At 65.1% G+C, this 18,467-nt stretch carries 15 protein-coding genes; 9 read left to right on the plus strand and 6 right to left on the minus strand.

Going from position 1 to position 18,467, the window contains the following annotated elements; all coding sequences use genetic code 11:
• Positions 1–118: 118 nt before the first annotated feature.
• Positions 119–1,375, plus strand: coding sequence for a YobI family P-loop NTPase (locus OHA70_RS36290; protein ID WP_328325749.1), 1,257 nt, complete (start codon positions 119–121; stop codon positions 1,373–1,375).
• A 97-nt stretch (positions 1,376–1,472) separates the two neighbouring features.
• Here OHA70_RS36290 and OHA70_RS36295 read toward each other — a convergent pair whose 3' ends face one another.
• Both OHA70_RS36295 and OHA70_RS36300 read right to left on the minus strand, forming a co-directional pair.
• Entirely contained in the window at positions 1,473–1,820 is a 348-nt protein-coding gene (locus OHA70_RS36295; RefSeq protein ID WP_328325750.1) for a twin-arginine translocase subunit TatC, read from the minus strand.
• 223 nt (positions 1,821–2,043) lie between these two features.
• Positions 2,044–2,589, minus strand: a complete 546-nt coding sequence (locus OHA70_RS36300; protein WP_328325752.1) for a hypothetical protein — start codon at positions 2,587–2,589, stop codon at positions 2,044–2,046.
• Between the two features lie 226 nt (positions 2,590–2,815).
• Between OHA70_RS36300 and OHA70_RS36305 the strand changes: the two genes are divergently transcribed.
• Complete coding sequence (locus OHA70_RS36305; protein ID WP_328325754.1) at positions 2,816–4,033, plus strand: sensor histidine kinase; 1,218 nt, start codon at positions 2,816–2,818, stop codon at positions 4,031–4,033.
• Positions 4,030–4,695, plus strand: a complete 666-nt coding sequence (locus tag OHA70_RS36310; protein ID WP_328325756.1) for a response regulator transcription factor — start codon at positions 4,030–4,032, stop codon at positions 4,693–4,695. Before OHA70_RS36305 ends, OHA70_RS36310 begins: the two co-directional genes overlap by 4 nt.
• 45 nt (positions 4,696–4,740) lie before the next feature.
• Here the strand turns inward: OHA70_RS36310 and OHA70_RS36315 are convergent, their stop codons facing one another.
• On the minus strand, positions 4,741–6,129 hold the full coding sequence (locus OHA70_RS36315) for a glycosyl hydrolase (RefSeq protein WP_328325758.1): 1,389 nt from the start codon (positions 6,127–6,129) through the stop codon (positions 4,741–4,743).
• A gap of 223 nt (positions 6,130–6,352) precedes the next feature.
• Here OHA70_RS36315 and OHA70_RS36320 point away from each other — a divergent pair, with 223 nt between their 5' ends.
• Complete coding sequence (locus tag OHA70_RS36320; RefSeq protein WP_328325760.1) at positions 6,353–9,058, plus strand: RICIN domain-containing protein; 2,706 nt, start codon at positions 6,353–6,355, stop codon at positions 9,056–9,058.
• A 96-nt stretch (positions 9,059–9,154) separates the two neighbouring features.
• Complete coding sequence (locus tag OHA70_RS36325) at positions 9,155–10,192, plus strand: LacI family DNA-binding transcriptional regulator (protein WP_328325762.1); 1,038 nt, start codon at positions 9,155–9,157, stop codon at positions 10,190–10,192.
• A gap of 246 nt (positions 10,193–10,438) precedes the next feature.
• Here OHA70_RS36325 and OHA70_RS36330 read toward each other — a convergent pair whose 3' ends face one another.
• On the minus strand, positions 10,439–10,813 hold the full coding sequence (locus tag OHA70_RS36330; protein WP_328325764.1) for a hypothetical protein: 375 nt from the start codon (positions 10,811–10,813) through the stop codon (positions 10,439–10,441).
• A 104-nt stretch (positions 10,814–10,917) separates the two neighbouring features.
• Between OHA70_RS36330 and OHA70_RS36335 the strand changes: the two genes are divergently transcribed.
• Positions 10,918–12,027, plus strand: a complete 1,110-nt coding sequence (locus tag OHA70_RS36335; protein ID WP_328325766.1) for a glycoside hydrolase family 53 protein — start codon at positions 10,918–10,920, stop codon at positions 12,025–12,027.
• Between the two features lie 455 nt (positions 12,028–12,482).
• Here OHA70_RS36335 and OHA70_RS36340 read toward each other — a convergent pair whose 3' ends face one another.
• Entirely contained in the window at positions 12,483–13,244 is a 762-nt protein-coding gene (locus OHA70_RS36340) for an isocitrate lyase/PEP mutase family protein (protein WP_328325768.1), read from the minus strand.
• Positions 13,245–13,710: 466 nt separating this feature from the next.
• On the opposite strand from OHA70_RS36340, the gene OHA70_RS36345 reads away from it, so the two are divergent.
• The 3 genes from OHA70_RS36345 to OHA70_RS36355 all read left to right on the plus strand — a co-directional run bounded on the left by OHA70_RS36345 (position 13,711) and on the right by OHA70_RS36355 (position 16,738).
• On the plus strand, positions 13,711–14,415 hold the full coding sequence (locus tag OHA70_RS36345; RefSeq protein WP_328325770.1) for a GntR family transcriptional regulator: 705 nt from the start codon (positions 13,711–13,713) through the stop codon (positions 14,413–14,415).
• A 128-nt stretch (positions 14,416–14,543) separates the two neighbouring features.
• Positions 14,544–16,022 carry an NCS1 family nucleobase:cation symporter-1 gene (locus tag OHA70_RS36350; RefSeq protein ID WP_328325772.1) on the plus strand — a complete coding sequence of 493 codons (1,479 nt, stop codon included), beginning with the start codon at positions 14,544–14,546 and terminating at the stop codon, positions 16,020–16,022.
• Positions 16,023–16,027: 5 nt separating this feature from the next.
• Positions 16,028–16,738 carry an aspartate/glutamate racemase family protein gene (locus tag OHA70_RS36355; protein WP_328325774.1) on the plus strand — a complete coding sequence of 237 codons (711 nt, stop codon included), beginning with the start codon at positions 16,028–16,030 and terminating at the stop codon, positions 16,736–16,738.
• A 133-nt stretch (positions 16,739–16,871) separates the two neighbouring features.
• Here OHA70_RS36355 and OHA70_RS36360 read toward each other — a convergent pair whose 3' ends face one another.
• Positions 16,872–18,458: a glycoside hydrolase family 53 protein gene (locus OHA70_RS36360; protein WP_328325776.1), complete on the minus strand. Its 1,587-nt coding sequence runs from the start codon at positions 18,456–18,458 to the stop codon at positions 16,872–16,874.
• Positions 18,459–18,467 lie beyond the last annotated feature (9 nt).

Genomic DNA, 18,467 nt, shown 5'->3' on the forward strand with positions numbered 1-18,467 from the left:
GTTCTCAGGATCGAACCGCCCACCCAAACTCGGTATCCACAGGGACACCCCATACCGATCAAACCTCGGCCAAGTCAGGCTGAACTGATTACTGAACCAACACCGAGTCGCAGCTGCCGTGGAGACGATTCGGGCGAACCGGACCAAGTTCTTCGACCTGGTCATCCCGGTCGTGCCATTCATCTCGTACCGCAACGCCCGCGAACTGCTCAGCGCCTTGCTCAAGCAGGCAGGAATCACAGGCATCGAGCGGCCGCTGGTCGATCTGGTCGCACGCCACACCACCGATATGCGGCTGCTGCTGAACATGCGGAACGAGTACCTGGTGTTTGCCGAGCGACCACTCGAAGCAGACAAGCGCGCCCCAGGTTTGACGACGAGCAACCTCTTCGCCCTCGTGGCCTACAAGAACCTCCACCTCGAGGACTTCGAGCAGATCTCCCGCCGCAACAGCGACCTCGACAACCTCTATGTCGATCGACGCGACCTTGTCCGGTCATGCGTTGCAGGCCTCGAGAAGGAAAAGCGCGATCTGCTGGCGAATCACGTCCGTGTGCGCTCCATGCAAGCTATTGCGGAACGACTCGGCCAGAAACTCGCACGCTTCGCGGAGCTCGCCTGGAAAAGTTCGGGCTACGCGAGTTGGCCTCAACACTGCTGCCAGATCGGTGGTGACGAGTTCACCTCGGAGCAACTGGCGACCTACGAGTTCTGGGCTGCGGCACCGGACGCCGGCTCGATAGATCTCGTGGCGATCAATCCCCCAAGTGGGCAGCGCCAGAGATTTCTCACCCTGCAGCGTGAGGATGTCAATCTGTTGTTCTCGGACGCCGTGGAAGCCGGCCGATGGGACAAGATAGACACGGAAGCCGATTCCGCGAAGCTCGCGCGGATCGACCGCGATCTCGCCTTCGTCAGAGGTGCCGACTTCGACGACTTGGCGAAAGCCAGGCGGTTTCGCCTCGCCGTCGATGCGAGCGAGCAGACGTTCGCCGAGCTCGTTGACGCCACCATGAGGTCCGAGCTAGCTGGGGAGCTGGTCAAGCGCGGCTACATCGACCGCAACTTCGCGCTGTACGCGGCACAGTTCTACGGCGACTTCACTGGCGTCGACGTTGCAACCTTCATCGTGCAGAACGTCCAGACGAACACGATGGAGGCCGCCTATCAGTTCACCAGCCCAGGTGCCGTCGAAAACCTCCTCGCGGAAACTGACGACGACTTCACCCACTCAGTCAGCGCCTACAACATCGATGTTCTGAACCATCTCCTCAGCCGGCACGACGTGCGAGCCGACAACATCGTCGACCGCATCGGTCACCGAACGTCCGTCTCGAACCCCGCGGACCGCCGTCAGCTCACCGTACACAGTTGAGCGAACTCGAACGGCACTTCTGCTATCTGCTCAACCCACGGTCTCCGGAGAACTGCCGCCTTCCTGAGCTCATCGAGCTCTGCACGGCCGGCTCGCATCACCGCGTTGCAGCATAGAAAAGCTTTGTGAGCAAAGGTTGTTTGAGCGCGGAGGCCGGCACCAGGCCGAGCATGTTCCGCAGGACGACGACCAGCGGGATCAGGAACGCGATCCCGAAGACGAGCATCGTACGGATCACGAAGTCCAGGTAGTGCGGGATCTCGATCAGGTTCGTCGTGTCACCCGCTTTGGGGCCCAGTTGCCGCACACTCTCCTGGAAGGGCGCGGTCAGCAGCTTGAACGCCTCGTCATAGACGAACCAGGCGGCGACGGTACAGACCACGATCGCCACCACGCCGATGAGCAGCCGGTTGCGCAGCTCCACGATGTGCCCGCGCAGGCTCATCCGACCGTCACCAGCCTCCTCCACGGAGTCGAGTTGGTCAGCACGACGATCGCGAGAATGACAAGCCACTCCGCGCCCTGAGGCATCCCGAGAAGTGCCGGCATCATGACTCCATTTCCTTGGCTCATAGACCTGGTGTTCGGAGCCGCTCACCTCGAGGAGGGTCCGCCCGTCAAGCGGACTCTGGTTTTGCCGGCGGCGTCGACTGCGACCGATCCGGGCCTCAGACCAGCACAGGGCTGGACTCGTCGTACGCAGTCTGCGGGCGGCGATTGATTGTCGAGGCGCGGGCAGCGAGCGAGAGCGTGCGGGTGAGCATCATGGCGACGGCCATCATGATGAGGGCGTCTGTGAGCGCGTTGCCGGCGACGTGGTGGGTCGACATCCAGGTGACCAATTGCGGGCCGAACCAGTTGGACGCCCCGTAGGAGAAGGCGCTGCGGGCTGCGATCACGCCGATCCATACTGCGGCGTACCCCCAGGTTGCGGAACTGACCGGCTTGCCGGTGCGGGGACTGCGGTAGACATGGGTGAACTTGACCGCCAGCAGCCCGAGGAGGAGGCCTGCGGCGGTGAGGGCGAGCTCCAGGGCCAGTCCGGCTCCGTCTGTCGCGATGCCTTTGAGATACAAGGGGACGATGAGGCCGGCCGTGAGCAGCGGCCGCAGGATCCGGAATTTGCCGATCTTGCGATGCGGCCCCAGATCAGCCTCCAGCACCGAGACCAGGACGACTATGTTGATGAGCATGGCCTGCGCGATGGGAGACATTGTTCGACCTTTCGGCTGTGTTTGTCGTGCTGACCTCTCAAGTCTTGGTCGGAGAGCGCACCGACGGCATCACCGTCAGTGGTGAGGCCGGGGTGAACCGTGCCCGCCTCCGGGTGGTCCCCGGTACTACGCGACGTCACCGTGTGGTGTGACGCGCTGAACGCCTGGGGTGCCTAATGTGGGGAGCGCGTCTAGTTGCCCGCAGCCACAACCTCAGGGAGAACCCGTGCACGACGAGCTGCACCGGCAAGACAACGGCGTGATGGCCCGTCTGCGCGTGCCGACGTCCCTGCGCGGTCCGCACTCGGGGTCGGTGCTGCGGAACCTGTCCTGGCTGGCTCGAGTTGCCGCGTTCGTTCTGATCGGGATCGAGACCTTCATCCACTCCCCCGCCGGCTCAGCCGACCTGATCATCGCCGCAACCGCCTACCTGCTGTGTGGACTGCTGCTCTGCGGCTGGGCAGTCGCAGAGCTTCGAACTCCCAACCACCAGAACGGGTTACTACCGATGCTTGGCCTCACGGCCGCACTCTCAGGAGCAGCAAGTACGGTGACGCACGGCCATGCGCTACTTGGCCTAACCCTTCTGGTGGTCGTCAGTGCCGGGAGCGCCGGCAGCGTGGCCGTCGGCTGGGCGGTGACTGCGGCCGGGGTTCTGGGCATCGCCGTCAGCGGTCTGCTCACTGGGTCCGATCGCGCCGTTCTGCTGGGCTACCCGGCCGCGCTACTGCTCGCTCTCCTGGTCGGCAGCAATCGGCGGACCTACCGTGTCCACGCCGAGGAGACCTCGGCCCTGCTCGCCCAGGTCGAACAGCTCCAGGCCGGACAACGCCGCGCCGCGGTACTCGACGAGCGGACTCGAATCGCCCGCGAGATCCACGACGTACTGGCCCACTCCCTGGGTGCGCTCGGCATCCAGATCCAGACGGCGCGGGCCTTGCTCGATCACGACACCCGACGCGCCGACGAGGTACTCGAAGTCGCCCAGCGGATGGCCGCCGACGGTCTAGGAGAAACCCGTCGAGCTGTCCAGGCTCTTCGCGCCGACATAGCTCCGTTGCCCCAGTCGCTGGCCGAGATCTCCGATGCCCACCGCGGGCGCCACGGCACGTCGGCCGAACTCACGATCCACGGCGAACCTGCCACGCTGCCGTCCGAGCAGATCCTCGCTTTGGTTCGTGTCACCCAGGAATCGCTGGTCAACGCTGCCAAGCATGCCCCCGGCCAGTCTGTTGACATCACCCTCTACTACGAGGATGAGCACGTGAACTTGACCATCATCAATCTGCTGACCGGCCAACAGGCAGATGGGTCCGGCTTCGACACCGTCAACGGCGGCTACGGCCTCACCGGAATGCGTGAGCGACTCCTGCTCCTGGGCGGCAGCTTGACCGCGGAACCCACGAATCACCGGTGGCAAGTCACCGCCCGGGTCCCGCGATGACGGCGGTCGAACCACCACCGCTGCGTATCGTGGTGGCTGACGACCAGGCCAGCATTCGCGAAGGCCTGGTCATCATGCTCGATCTCCTGCCCGACATCGAGGTCGTCGGCTCCGCTGCCAACGGACTGCAGGCGCTCGATCTGGTCGCCGAACTGGCGCCCGACGTGATCCTGCTGGACCTTCACATGCCCGAACTCGACGGCATCGAGGTCACTCGCCGGCTCACTGCAGAACACCCAGGCGTCGCCATCGTCGTACTCACCACGTACGCCGACGACGCGTCGATCATGAAAACCCTCCGCGCCGGTGCACGTGCCTATCTGACCAAGGACGCCGACCGCCGAGACATCGCTCGAACTCTGCAGAGCGCCGCCGAGGGTTACTCAGTCCTGGCCCCCCAGGTCCAGGCCACCCTCCTCGCCGCCACATCCGTGCCGACCGAACCGACCGGCCGGGCAGAAGCCCCGCCGGACGGCCTCACCCCGCGCGAGGCAGAGATCCTCACCCTGGTCGCCGCCGGCCTGACCAACACCGAGATCGCCACCGCACTCTTCCTCAGCCACAACACCGTCAAGACCCATCTCAACCGAATCTTCACCAAGACAGGATCCCGCGACCGAGTCGCCGCCATCCACTACGCCCAACGCCACCACCTCGACTGAGACAACCCTCGATGCCAGGCGATCGCGATTGCTGACGAGTCCGGATCAGGTAGGTAGGGACCACTTCTGCCAGGCGTTGGTGTTGCAGTCCCAGATCTGCAGGCGGGTGCCGTCCGCGGTATTGCCGCCAGGTACGTCGAGGCAGCGACCCGACTGTGGATTGCGCAACTGGCCGGCTCCGGTGGCCTGCCACAGCTGGGCGCCGGAGCCGTTGCAGTCCCAGAGCTGGATGAGCGTTCCGTTCGCGGTGCCTTGACCGGTCACATCAAGACATTTGCCCAGGGCCCGCAATGTTGCGTCACTCCCGACCGTCCAGGTCTGTGCACTGCCGGCATTGCAACCGTACAACTGGACCGCGGTACCGTCCGCCGTTGCTGAACCCGCCACGTCGACGCATTTGCCGCCGACGCCGGTAATCGGTCCACTGCCCGGCTGTGGTGTTCCAGGCGATAGGTCCAGTTCGCCTTGGTTCAGTACACGAGGGTGGTTGTAGGCGGCGCGAACCTCGTCCGGGGTGTTGTTGCCACGGAGATGTTCGGACCACAACATGAAATAGCTCCACTGCGGCTGACCAGTGAGCAACGACGTATTGGGCATCTTGCCCAGCTCAGCAATCGCGATCGGCTTCGAGCCTGCGATCGACCGGATCTGCTGGTAGTCGCCGGAGCTGGGATAGCTCTTGTACCAGGCGTCGAGGCTGACGACGTCGACGTACGACGATCCGGGGTAGTAGGAAGCCCAGTTCCCCTCCGGGTTGTCCTGCACGTTCCAGACCCAGATCAGATTGCTGAGCCCCTTGCCGACCAGGTAGTCGTGGGTGATCTGGAAGAGCTTGGCTCCGCCGTTGGGTCCCGAGCGGTGGCCCCACCAGTTCCAGCGCTCGTTCATCTCGTGCAGAGGGCGGAACAGCACCGGTACGCCGGCGGTCTTCAGCTGCTCGAGGTAGGGCACCACCTCGTCGAGGCGGCGCTTCCAGGCGGTGTTCAACGACGTCCCGTCGGTGACGATCTGCCGGAACTGATCGTCGGTGATGCTGGTCTTCACGCCGCTGTCGAACTGGCAGGTGCTGCCGCTGGTCGGCGTACAGACATGCCAGGTGAGGGCGACCAGTGAGCCATTGGCCCATTCGACCTTGGCCTGATCGATCACCCGCTGGCGATTCGCGACGTCCTCCGGCCGGAACATCAGCTCCCCACCCCACAGGCCGGGGTAGACGCCGGTGATGTCCTTGACCTGCTGGGTGTACTGGCCCGGACTGCTCGCAGGTTCCTTGTTGTGCTGGCCCGAGACGATGTTGTGGCCACCGATCGACCCCAGGTAGTCGATCACCTGCTGCTTCGACGACGGCGGCAAAGCCTCGGCCGGAGCCGGAGCTCCGGTCAGGCCGGCGACCAGCAGGATGCCGGCCAGCAGAGCGGGGGCGGACGTCTGCATCTGAGTCTCCTTCGGGACGGGATCGTGCCAGCCAAGATCCCAGCAATCACCGGCCTTGTCCATAGAACGTTCTAGTCGAGCAGTTGCTGCGCGTTCAGAAATCGTTCCTACACGGGCGTCTCTCCGACTATTACGTTCTAGTCAAACCCTTGACAGATCTCCCCGAGTTTCGCAGCATCATTACCGAACTCTCCGCCCCCTTCGACTTCCGAGGTGTCTGCCGATGTCCTTCCGCCGTCGCATCACCCTGCTCGCCACCGCGCTCGCGCTGGCCTTCGCACCATCGACGATGACCGCCGCGCCGGCATCGGCCGCGCCACCCGGCACCGTCACCCGTCCCCAGATGATCGACTACTTCTCCAGCCTGACCGGCCGGAACTGGCTGTCCGGCCAGCAGGACGGCCCGAACAACAACCCCTCCCAGTGGCGCAACCGCGTCCACGGCATCACCGGCATGTACCCCGGCGTATGGGGCGGCGACTTCGGCTTCAGCCAGAACGACATCGACAACCGTCAACGCGTCATCGACCAGGCCAAGGCCGTCTGGGCCGCCGGATCGATTCCCGCCCTGACCTGGCACGCCTGCACGACGTTCGTCGCCACCTGCCAGTTCGAAGGCGGCTCCTGGCCGGTCAAGGGCAGCCGGCTGTCGGACAGCCAGTGGAGCGAGCTCGTCAGCGACGGCACATCGTTGAACACGGCATGGAAACGCCGGCTCGACCAGACCGTGCCCTATTTCCAGCAACTGAAGGACGCTGGGATCCCGGTGCTGTTCCGGCCTCAGCACGAGATGAACGAAGGCTGGTCGTGGTGGGGCGGGCGCCCCGGGGCGAACGGCAGCCGCAAGCTGTTCCAGATCACGCACGACTACCTGGTGGGCAAGGGTTTCGACAACATCGTCTGGGTCTGGAATGTCAAAGATGTCCGCGGCGGCGCCTCCCAAGCCGCCCAGTACTACCCCGGCGACCAGTACGTCGACCTCGTCACGCTCGACGTGTGGGTGGACTACTTTCCGAACACCGAGTGGTACCAGGCAATGCAGAACATCGCCCGTGGCAAGCCGATCGCCCTGGCAGAGGTCGGGCGCGCTCCAACTCCACAGAACCTGGCCGCGCAGCCGAAATGGACCTACTTCAGCGTCTGGATGGACTGGCTGGTGAAGTCGGAGTACAACACCGACGCCGGTGTCAGGGCGACCTACAACGACCCGCGGGTGCTCAACGAAGGTGAGATCCAGATCCCGACCGGCCCACAGCCGCCGACTCGAACTGGGCCGATCACCGGCATCGGTGGCAAGTGCATCGACGTCGCCGGATCCAGCACCACCAACGGCGCCGCCGTACAACTCTGGGACTGCAACGGGTCAGCGGCTCAGAGTTGGACAGTCGGCACCGACGGTACGATCCGGGCCCTGGGCAAGTGTCTCGACGTCACCGGACAGGGAACCGCGAACGGGACCCGCATCCAGCTCTGGGACTGCAACGGCTCCGGCGCGCAACAGTGGCAGGAACAGTCCGGCAAACTCCGCAACCCCCAGGCCGGCCGCTACCTCGACTCACCTGGCGGCAGTACGGCGAACGGCACCCAACTCCAGATCTGGGACTCCAACAGCAACGCGTGGCAGCTATGGACGCTCCCGTCCGCAGCGGCCAAGGAACTGCTGGCCACCAGCGGCCCACTGACCGGGTTGGCCGGAAAGTGCGCGGATGTCGCCGGTTCGAACACCCAGAACGGCACGCAGGTCCAGCTCTACGCGTGCAACAACGGCGCAGCCCAGCAGTGGAGCGTGGAAGACGACGGGACGATTCGTGCCCTCGGAAAGTGTCTCGATGTCGAAGGCGGTATCAACGCCAACGGTACTCGCGTCCAGGTGTGGGACTGCGGTTCCGGAAACCAGCACCAGCAGTGGACCTACCGCACTGACACGAAGCAACTGGTCAACCCACAGACGAGCAAGTGCCTCGATGTCACCGGGCAGAACAGCGCTGACGGCACCCGGCTGCAGATCTGGACCTGCAATTCCCAGACGAACCAGCAGTGGAAGCCGCCCACCGGCAGTCCCTCCTGCACCCGGTCGGCCGCACCCGGTGAGCGGACGATCCCCGTCTCGTACGGCGGCAAGACCTACCAGGTCACCGTCTACATTCCGGCCGGGGCCTCCCCGACTACACGTCTGCCGCTGGTGATGAACCTCCACGGCACTCAGGGCACCGGCTCCAATCAGCTCTACTACACCGATATGAAGCCTGCCGCCGACGCCGGCCAGTACCTCGTTCTCGCGCCCACCGGAGTGATCCCGGCCGGCAGCGGGTTCGCGTGGAGCGTCCCGAACGTCGGTACGCCCGGACCACGTGATGATGTCGGTTTCCTGTCCGCCGCCCTGGACGTCGCGACCACCCAACTCTGCGCCGACCCGACCCGTCTGTACGGCACCGGGTACTCCGGAGGCGCACGGATGCTCTCCGGGTTCGCCTGCGCCCGACCCGACAGGCTCGCGGCAATCGCCCCGGTCGCCGGTCTACGCTCCGGACGGCCCGATCCCGCCGACACGTCCCGGCCCGACCCGGAGTCTTGCAAGCCGTCCACTGCGGTTCCGGTTGCCGCCTTCCACGGACAACAGGACAACAGCAATCCGTACAACGGAGGTGGCAGCGACCTGTGGAAGTACTCCGTCCCGACCGCGCAGGCACGGTGGGCATCCCTTGACGGTTGTCAGCCGAATCCAGTCAGCCAGCAGATCAGCACGCACGTCACGCGGCTGGCCTACCAAGGCTGCCGGGACAACACAGAGGTCGCGCTCTACCGGGTGTCCGACGGTGGTCATACCTGGCCAGGATCACCACACCCTTCCAGCGGTAACGGCAACACGACGCAGGAGATCAGCGCCAACACCTTGATGTGGCAGTTCTTCCAGAACTACCACCGCTGACCGAGTAAGCGTTCCTCCCCATTGCCCCGGGAGGAACGCTCACTCGGTTGTGGATGAAGGGCGACGCTGCGATGACCTCGAAGGTAGATTGACCGAGTGGCAGGTGCGGAGACGGGGCGCGGAGAGCGCAAGGCGACCATCCGGGACGTTGCAGCGCGGGCCGGGGTGTCTCCGTCCGCAGTGACGATTGCCGTCCATGACCGTCCTGGCGTGTCGGCGACAACGAAACAGCGCATCCTGAAGGTGGCCGACGAACTCGGCTGGCGGCCGAACCTGACTGCCGCGACGCTGTCCGGACGCGGCATCCATACCGTCGGACTCGCGATCGCCCGGCCGGCCAGACTTCTCGGGCTCGAGCCGTTCTACATGGAGTTCCTGTCGGGGATCGAGAGCGTGCTGTCGGCGCGGTCCTGCTCACTCCTTCTGCGCCTGGTCGAGCCCGACGAGGAGATCGAGGTCCACACCCAGTGGTGGCAGAGCGGCCGCATCAACGGCAGCATCCTCGTGGATCTCGGGGTCGATGACGCACGTATCCCGGCCCTGTCGGAGATCGGTCTGCCCGCGGTCGCGGTGGGACATCCCTCACTGGCCGGCCCGTTCACCGCGGTCTGGACCGACGACGCCCCGGCGATCAAGGAGGCCGTCCGGTACCTCGCCGCTCTGGGCCACCGCACGATCGGCCGGGTCGGCGGCCCACCGAGGCTCGGGCACTCGATGATCCGCAAGGCCGCTTTCGTCGAAGCCATCGAGGAGCTAGGCCTGGCGGGCAGCAGCGCGGATGCGGACTTCTCCCCCGATCAGGGCCGGCGCGCCTGCCGCAGCCTGCTGCTCGCCCCCAACCGCCCGACAGCGATCATGTTCGACAACGACATCATGGCCGTGGCTGCCCTCAATGTCGCCGACGAGTTCGGCCTGTCCGTCCCCGGCGACCTCTCGATCCTCGCCTGGGACGACTCCCAACTCTGCGAGCTGACCCGTCCCGCCCTGTCCGCGATGAGCCACGACGTCTTCGCCTTCGGCGCCGACGTCACCCACACCCTCTTCGACGTGATGAACGGCGTCGAGCCGCCATCACACACCTGCCACATCCCCGCCCTGGTCCCCCGGGCCTCGACGGCGGCTCCGCCCTCCTGACCGCCGTCCTCCACTGGCTCAGCCTAGTATTTTGATGGTGAGGCCGAAGTTTCCCTGATTCCTGGCCTTGCCGAGGATCAGTCGGGCGTAGTAAGGCGAGTGCTGCCGCCTGATCGCCGGCTTGCTCCGCGACAGCAACCTTCGCGAGCAGGAGCCACAACGACTGCACGCGAACCATCCCAGTGATCACAAGACCCTAGCCAGATGCTGATCGGTCTTCGTTGCTCTGGCCCCGGCGGGCTGAGATCAAGGCCACCGCCCGGACCGGTAGTAGTAGGTAGGCTCGGCACTGGCCACACTGAGGTCCTGAGTTCCGTCGCCCAGCCCGGTGAGCTTCCGCGCACCATGCAGTGCTTTCTCCACCTCATCGACCGTCGAACTCCAGTTCGCCCGGTTCACCCAGAGCAGCACCCGCAGCCTGACAGCCGAGGGTTCCCCGCCGACCACGTCGAGCGCCTGGTCGATCAGGGCAACTGCTTGGCTCGCGTCCTTGTCGACCCAGGCCGCAATCGAGAGGACGTGCAGGGCCCGAGCGACCATCACCTGGTCGCGTTCGCTCCGCGTCTCGCCGCGGACTGTGCACGCTCCCAGTTCGGGGCACCGAACTCTTGTCAAAGTCATATTTTGTCCTGTTTCATCAGTGTTTCAGCCGATCGAAAACCTGAGCACGTGCACAGGTTTATCCGGCTCGGAAGACCTCACCGCCCGATTCAGAGGAGTACCTCATGTTCTCGAACAGGTATCGAACCGGCGCCGTGGCTGTCATCGGCGCCTTGCTCACGGCATCGCTCGGCATGCCGAGTGCCAGCGCTCAAACGACCAGCACGCTCACCATGCGCGGCGCTGACATCTCTTCCCTGCAGCGCGGGCTCGAGGTGGGCGCCACCTACTCCAACGCGGCCGGGACCACCGACCCCGTCGAGATCCTGAAGTCGGCCGGCGTGAACTACGTACGGCTGCGGGTCTGGAACAACCCGGTCAGCGGCTACAACAACCTCGCCAAGGTGCTGACCTACGCCAAGACCGTCAAGGCCAAGGGCCTGAAACTGCTGGTCGATTTCCACTACTCCGACAGCTGGGCCGATCCCGGCCAGCAGACCAAGCCCGCGGCCTGGTCAAGCCACGGAATCAGCGCGTTGACCACGGACGTCTACAACTACACCTACAACGTGTGCAACAGCCTCAAGGCCCAAGGCACCACCCCGGACAGCGTCCAGATCGGCAACGAGATCAACACCGGCATGCTGTGGAACGACGGCAAGGTCGTGAACAACGACTTCACCAACCTCAGCTTGCTGCTCAAGTCCGGCTACAACGCCACCAAGGCCTGCAACAGCGCCACCCAGGTCGTCATCCACACAGCCAACACGGACAGCGATGCCCACGCCCGCTGGTTCTACGACGGCATCAGCGCCAAGGGCGTCAGCTGGGACATCACGGGGCTTTCGTACTACTGCAACTGGCACGGAACGATGGCCAACATGACGAGCGTGGTGTCGGACATGGGTACGCGCTACGGCAAGCCCGTCATCCTGGCCGAAACCGCCGCGCCCTTCACGTTGAACAACGCAGACAGCTCGGAGAACAGCGTCACCACCGCCTGCGCCGGCTATGCCGCAACCTGGAACGGTCAGGGTGCGGCCTTCACCGCGATCCAGAACGCCGCGAAGGCCGGCGGCGCCATCGGCGTCTTCTACTGGGAACCCACCTGGATCGCCACCCCGGGCAACGGCTGGGACCCGGCCGACATCGCCAACTCCGGCGACGGCTGGGACAACATGGCCACCTTCAACTGGACCGGAGTCTTCAACGCCGCCGTCCACTGGATCTCTTGACCCCTCGCTCAGCCCGCGTCACCGGCCACCGCCGGTGACGCGGAACCACTGTCCCCTTGTCGTGAGCTACTCGTCCCTGATGTTTCCACATGGATGGTGCCGGTGGTCGGGGCGCCGGTTCCGTGGCCGAGGTAGAGGCAGAGGTTGAACGCTGTCACCTTGCTGAGGTGGCGGCGTCCAGCACGGCGCCTGCGTGGCCGATGTCCCAGGGTGCAGGCTTGAGCTGGTCGAAGGGGACGGCGATCTCCTGGCCGATGCTGTCGGCCAAGGCACGCCGTACTCGAACTAGAGGCCGTCGGCAACGATCTGGAGTGTTGCGCACTGTCCTACGACAAGTAGCCTCCACCTGGAAGACCACCAGGGCGTTGCCGCAGACGCCTATCAATCCCTCGACAGAGCGGGCCAGCTCCCCTGGTGAAACCGGCCCTCTTCATCCCTCGCTCGATAGGCGCGGCTCATTGCCAGGGCTTGACCAGCTTGGTGAGCTTCTTCGTCAGCGCAAGCTGCAGCAGCGGACCAAAAGTGATCCGTTGGACACCCGCTTCCTTCAGATCCTCGAACGAGCCCGACGGTGCTCCGTCGACCGGGTGAGCGGTCACGTTGAGCGGGCCGGACAGCGCCGCCAAGAGCACGTCGAGGCTCTTGGCATTCGGGATCTTCACCGGGTAGACGCAGCGGGCGCCTGCAACCTCGCACGCCTGTGACCGGCGTACCGCTTCAGCCAAGGGATCATCGAACTTCTCTACCTTGCCCAGGAACGCGTCCGTGCGGGCGTTGATGACCAACTCGACGGCGGCCTCATCGGCCGCCGCGCGCAGGGCGCCGATGTAGTCGGCGTGCTCCTGTACGTCCCGCAACCGGCCCTCACTGTGCACGGTGTCCTCGACATTGATGCCGACGGCACCGGCCTCCAGCACCCGCTCGACCAGCTCGGCCGCCGGGGTGTCGTACCCCGACTCCACATCAGCGGTCACCGGTACGTCGACCGCGGCAGTGATCCGGCGGATCCCGTCGAGCGCGTCCGCCAGCGTCATACCCTCGTTGTCCTCCTGGCCGCGGGAGTTGGCGAGTGGGTGACTGCCGATGCTCAGCGCCGGGAAACCGGCCTCGACGACTGCACGAGCCGACCAGGCATCCCAGACGGTCGGCAGTACCAGCGTGTCGCCGGTGTGATGAAGCCGGAGTAGCTCGCTGGCCTTTGCGGCGAGGTCACTCATGACGCCTGCCCTTGAACTCGTCGGCATTGACCATGTTGATGTCGGACATTTCTCTCCCGAAGATGTCGAATTCGATGCTTCTGCACCTCCCGGTACCCCGCTGTCCTCGCGAAGCACTCCCAAAGGGCGTGGCCTCGAGTCGGACTGGCGCAGCGTTAGGCTTTGGCTGGTGGTTGGCCCATCCACCCAGCGGTTGGCTTCGAATGACGAATTGTGGTGTTGCAGGGCGGCTGACGTACCCGCCGGCGGCACCGGGCGCGGATCGAGGTGATCGGGCGGGGAGCAGGACGAGTCTCGATTACCCGGTCCGCGGCGATGGCTGCGCCAGGACTAAGAGGCGCAGCCATCGCGCTTTACTCCCGGGCGACCTTGACGTCAGGTCGGTCGAAGCGTTCAGGAGCTCGAATCAGGCGCCGAAGTCTGACACCGCAACCTCACGGAAACATCTGCGGATTATCGTGCGGGGATGCGTCGTCGGTCAGCGTTCGCCTCGCGGTTGGTGCGGACCGGCGGTGTGGGTGAAACGCCATCCCTGGAAGGCGACCTGAGGCGTTCCGTCCTGACCGGCGACCAGCAACCCGGGACGCCGATCGCCATCGACGAGGTTGCGGCCTTCTTCGGGGTCAGCCCGATCCCGGTCCGGGAGGCGCTCAAGACCCTACTCGCCGAAGGGCTTGTCGAGCATCGACCACATATCGGGTACAGCGTTGCCAAGTTGACGTTCAGCGAGTTCAAGGAGCTGTACGACGTTCGCCAGGCGCTCGAGTCGGCCGCCCTCCGTGCGGCGGTCAGCCCTGCCGGGGCGGGTCACGAGGAGCGGGTGCGTACGGCGCACGAGCAACTCGGTGCGGCCGTCGAGAGTGGCGACAGCCGTTCGTACGACGCTGCCGCACGCCGGTTTCACCTGGCGCTGATATCGGCGTCGGGCATGCGGCGGTTGGTCACGATGTACGAATCCGCCTGGAACATCACCGAACCCGCCAGGCCTATGTCCCGGGTGGCCGAGCACGACCGTGCGGAACTGCATGCCGATCACGAGCGGATGGTGGAAGCGTTCGTGGCCGGCGACGCGGATGCGCTGATCGCCGAGTCGAACGCCCACTACGACCGTCTCCGGATCGCCATCAGCCGGTTCGCCGACGACCCTGACTGCTTCGTCGACCCCGAGTAGTCGTCGACACATATATTCGACCCGAAATCCTGGGTTTACCGGCGGCGTCCACCGGCGAAACGACTTCTCCTTAGCGTCACTGCATCGGCCGCGTGACCCCTAGCGCGGCCCGGCCCGAGGAGCTCATCATGACTGACCTGGCCCAGCACATTGTTTACGACCCTCGACTCACGAACGAGGATCTGGCGCCGCTGAAGGAGCAGTCCTGGAGTGCGTACAACATCTTCGCCTTCTGGATGTCCGACGTTCACAGTGTCGGCGGCTATCTGACCGCGGGCAGTCTGTTCGCGCTCGGCCTGACCAGCTGGCAGGTGTTCATCTGCCTGATCGCCGGTATCTGTATCGTGCAGTTCTTCTGCAACCTCGTGGCCAAGCCGAGCCAGCTCGCGGGCGTCCCGTACCCCGTGATCAGCCGAGTCTCCTTCGGTGTCCGAGGTGCCAACATCGCGGCCATCATCCGCGGCCTGATCGCGGTCGCCTGGTACGGCGTACAGACGTTTCTGGCCGCCGCGGCGCTCAACATCGTGTTCCTCAAGCTCTGGCCGGGCCTGGCGCCCTGGGCCGACGTCACGCAACACGGCTTCCTCGGCCTGTCCGCCCTCGGGTACGTCGGTTTCGCCATCCTCTGGGTAGCCCAGGCGGCCCTGTTCTGGCGAGGCATGGAGACCATCCGCAAGTTCATCGACATGGCCGGCCCCGCGGTCTACGTCACCATGCTGCTGCTCTGCGCCTACCTGCTCGTCAAGGCCGACTTCACCATCGACCTGAACCTGTCGGACCACCGGCTCTCAGGCTGGACCACGGTCGGCACGATGCTCGGCGCGATCGCGCTCGTGGTGTCCTACTTCTCCGGGCCGATGCTGAACTTCGGTGACTTCTCCCGCTACGGCAAGAGCTTCACGGCAGTGAAGAAGGGCAATCTGTGGGGCTTGCCGCTCAACTTCATCTTCTTCTCCCTGCTGACGGTCATCACCGCTGCCGCCACCGTCCCGGTCTACGGCGAACTGATCACCGATCCGATCGAGACCGTGCAGCGGATCGACAGCACCTTCGCGATCCTGCTCGGCGCCGCCACCTTCGTCACGGCCACCGTCGGTATCAACATCGTGGCGAACTTCATCTCGCCGGCCTTCGACTTCTCCAACGTCAGTCCGCAACGCATCAGCTGGCGGATGGGCGGCATGATTGCGGCGGTGGGCTCGGTCATCCTGACACCGTGGAACTGGTACAACAACGACACCGCCATCCACTACACACTGGGCATTCTCGGCGCGCTGATCGGTCCGCTGTTCGGCATCCTGATCGCCGACTTCTACCTGATCCGAAAGCAGAAACTGGTCGTGGACGACATGTTCACGATGGACGAAGGCGGCGAGTACTACTACGCCAAGGGCTACAACCCGTGCGCAGTGAAGTCGGTCATCGCCGCCGGTCTCGTAGCAGTCGCTTCGGTCCTTGTCCCCCGCTGGCTCGATACGGCGTTGTGGATCAGTGACTACAGCTGGTTCATCGGTTGTGGTGTCGGCTTCGCGACCTACTCGGTCCTCGCGAAACGTGCCCACGTGGCTGGCTCGGGTCTGACCGCCGTACCGGAAGAAGTGGCCTGATCGGCGTGCTGATCAAGGTCATCAACCCCAACATCACCGCGTCGATGACCGTCAAGATCGGCGAGTGCGCCCGGGCCGCAGCCGGCCCGGGGGTCACCGTCGAAGCGACGAATCCCCGGCACGGACCTGCTGCCATCGAGAGTCACGCCGACGCTGCCCTCGCCGTACCGGGTGTGCTCGAGGAGATCTCCAGCGGCGAGGCCGCAGGGTACGGCGGCTACGTCATCGCCTGCTTCGGCGATCCCGGCCTGAAGGCCGCGCGGGAACTGGCGCGCGGCCCGGTGGTCGGCATCGCGGAGGCAGCCATGCGAACGGCGGCGTATCTCGGCAGGGGTTTCAGCGTCGTCACCACCCTGTCGCGAACCGTCCCGCAGGCTCGCGATCTGGCTCACGAATACGGCGTCGCCAGGAATTGCCTCGGCATCCACGCCTGCGAGATTCCAGTCCTCGCTCTCGAGACCGACCCGCACGCCAGAGCAATCGTCCTGCAGGCTTGCAAGGAAGCAATCGCCAAGGACAGCTCCGACGCGATCGTGCTGGGCTGCGCGGGCATGGCCGACCTGTGCCACGACCTGTCGGTCGAGCTGGGTGTGAGCGTCATCGACGGTGTCGCGGCGGCGACCGTTGCGGTAGAAGGGCTGGTCCGATTGCGGCTCATGACCGGCAAGCTCGGCGAGTTCGCCCCACCGCCGACCAGAGCGATCGTCGGCGTATGACTAAGCCGCCGACCCGGGTCTGAAAAGAGAAAGACCCACCAGCGCTCCGGGGAAAGGCTGGTGGGTCTTGAAGCCGGGGACTGGGCCCCGGCCTCCCGCTTTATCGGGCAGTGGTTGTTGTCTGTTACATCCTTCAGCTCAGGATTCCTGGGTCAGGTGCGAAGTTGCGGGCGGCGGGGAGCAGACGGCCGTTGAACCCGAACAGGGCCTGGTTCTCCCATGCGTTGCCGGACGTCGGGTCTGCGGGATCCCAGCCGGCGCCGGCGACCGAGGTCCAGGCCGGCTCCCAGTAGACGGTGCCGATCCCCCGGCCACCTTCGGCGGCTGCGACCGCGTCTTGTACAGCGCGGAACTCTGCGCTCTGTCCGGCTGGTGTAGCCGGATATCCCGGGACAAGCTGGTCAGAGCTCTTGATCACGTTCTCGTAGGCAGGCGTATCGTCCGCGAGAGTGAAGGGATAGGCGGTCTCGACCACCATGACGTCACGGTCGTACCGGGCGGACAGGGTCGTGACGGCCTGCTGAAGATCAGCCAGGCTGCCGTGCCAGTAGCCGTAGTACGACAACCCGATCAGATCGAAGCGCACCCCACGCGCCACGACGTTGTCGAACCACCAGGTGAGTCCGTCGATACCGTTGTTGATGTTGGTCAGGTGCAACAGCACCTTGGTTTGCGAATGAACGTCCTTCACCGCCCGGGCGCCGGCCGCGAGAAAGGCCGCTAGGTTGTCCCACTGCGCGCCATCGACGCCGTCTGCCGGATCCACATCCCAGGTCTGTCCCCACGGCCAGAGCATGCCCGGGTTGATCTCGTTGCCGACCTGTACGTAGTCCGCGGTGATCCCTGCTGCTTTCAGCGCACCGAGGACTTCGTGCGTATGCCGGTAGACCGCATCAGCGAGCTGAGCAGATGTCATGCCGCGCCAGGCTGCGGGAATGCCTTGAGCACCAGGGTCTGTCCAGCGATCTGAGTAGTGGAAGTCGATCAGCAACTGCATCCCTGCAGCCTTGATCCGTTTCGCGCTGGCGACCACGTGTGCCTTGTCGTTGTAGCCGTCGACGGGGTCGACCCATACCTTGAGCCGCCCCAGGTTCATCCCGGCCCGTGCGAGGAGCTTGACCGCATCTCCTTCGCGCCCGCCAGCTGAGGAGTACTTGGCGCCGAAAGCCTCGTTCTTGGCCAGCCCCGACAGATCGCCACCGCGGATCGTGCGGACCACCCGCCCCCGGGTCAGGGCCAAGTCGTCGAAGCTGGCCCACGCGCCGGCGGGGCCGGCTGTCGTGACACCAACCGTGCACCGGCGCCGGCCCTCGGAGTACAACGAAACAGCAGAGCGCACCCAGGAGTCGTCCTGTTCGGTCAGCGGAGCAGCGACCGATGCGGTCCTACCGCAGCCGGTTAGGGTCAGACTGGTCGCGTTCAGCGCCCCGCCGGACTTCAGCCAGATGCTGGCGGTCCACCAGCCAGCGGTCGGCACCACGATCGTCTGCCGGGTCGTGACTCTGTACGGGGTCGCCGACCAGTGTGTGAGTCGCTCGCCTGTTCTGCCACCGCTTTCGATCTTGGCTGCTGCAGATGTGCCTGACACGGTCCAGCCACTCAGTCCGTGCTCGAATCCTGCGTTGGTGATGTCTGGGTGGGAGCTGGGCTGACCTGTCGCGGGGAGGGCGGTCGCGATGAGAGCGAGAGCAACCGCCGCAGCCGTGAGAACTACACGCATGATCGGACT

This window comes from Kribbella sp. NBC_00382, from assembly GCF_036067295.1.
GTDB lineage: Bacteria > Actinomycetota > Actinomycetes > Propionibacteriales > Kribbellaceae > Kribbella.

Coding starts and splice junctions, on each gene's coding strand:
- OHA70_RS36315 (WP_328325758.1), bottom strand. CDS start 6,129: ATGCAGACGTCCGCCCCCGCTCTGCTGGCCGGCATCCTGCTGGTCGCC.
- OHA70_RS36340 (WP_328325768.1), bottom strand. CDS start 13,244: ATGAGTGACCTCGCCGCAAAGGCCAGCGAGCTACTCCGGCTTCATCAC.
- OHA70_RS36330 (WP_328325764.1), bottom strand. CDS start 10,813: ATGACTTTGACAAGAGTTCGGTGCCCCGAACTGGGAGCGTGCACAGTC.
- OHA70_RS36360 (WP_328325776.1), bottom strand. CDS start 18,458: ATGCGTGTAGTTCTCACGGCTGCGGCGGTTGCTCTCGCTCTCATCGCG.
- OHA70_RS36335 (WP_328325766.1), top strand. CDS start 10,918: ATGTTCTCGAACAGGTATCGAACCGGCGCCGTGGCTGTCATCGGCGCC.
- OHA70_RS36350 (WP_328325772.1), top strand. CDS start 14,544: ATGACTGACCTGGCCCAGCACATTGTTTACGACCCTCGACTCACGAAC.
- OHA70_RS36345 (WP_328325770.1), top strand. CDS start 13,711: ATGCGTCGTCGGTCAGCGTTCGCCTCGCGGTTGGTGCGGACCGGCGGT.
- OHA70_RS36310 (WP_328325756.1), top strand. CDS start 4,030: ATGACGGCGGTCGAACCACCACCGCTGCGTATCGTGGTGGCTGACGAC.
- OHA70_RS36300 (WP_328325752.1), bottom strand. CDS start 2,589: ATGTCTCCCATCGCGCAGGCCATGCTCATCAACATAGTCGTCCTGGTC.
- OHA70_RS36320 (WP_328325760.1), top strand. CDS start 6,353: ATGTCCTTCCGCCGTCGCATCACCCTGCTCGCCACCGCGCTCGCGCTG.
- OHA70_RS36295 (WP_328325750.1), bottom strand. CDS start 1,820: ATGAGCCTGCGCGGGCACATCGTGGAGCTGCGCAACCGGCTGCTCATC.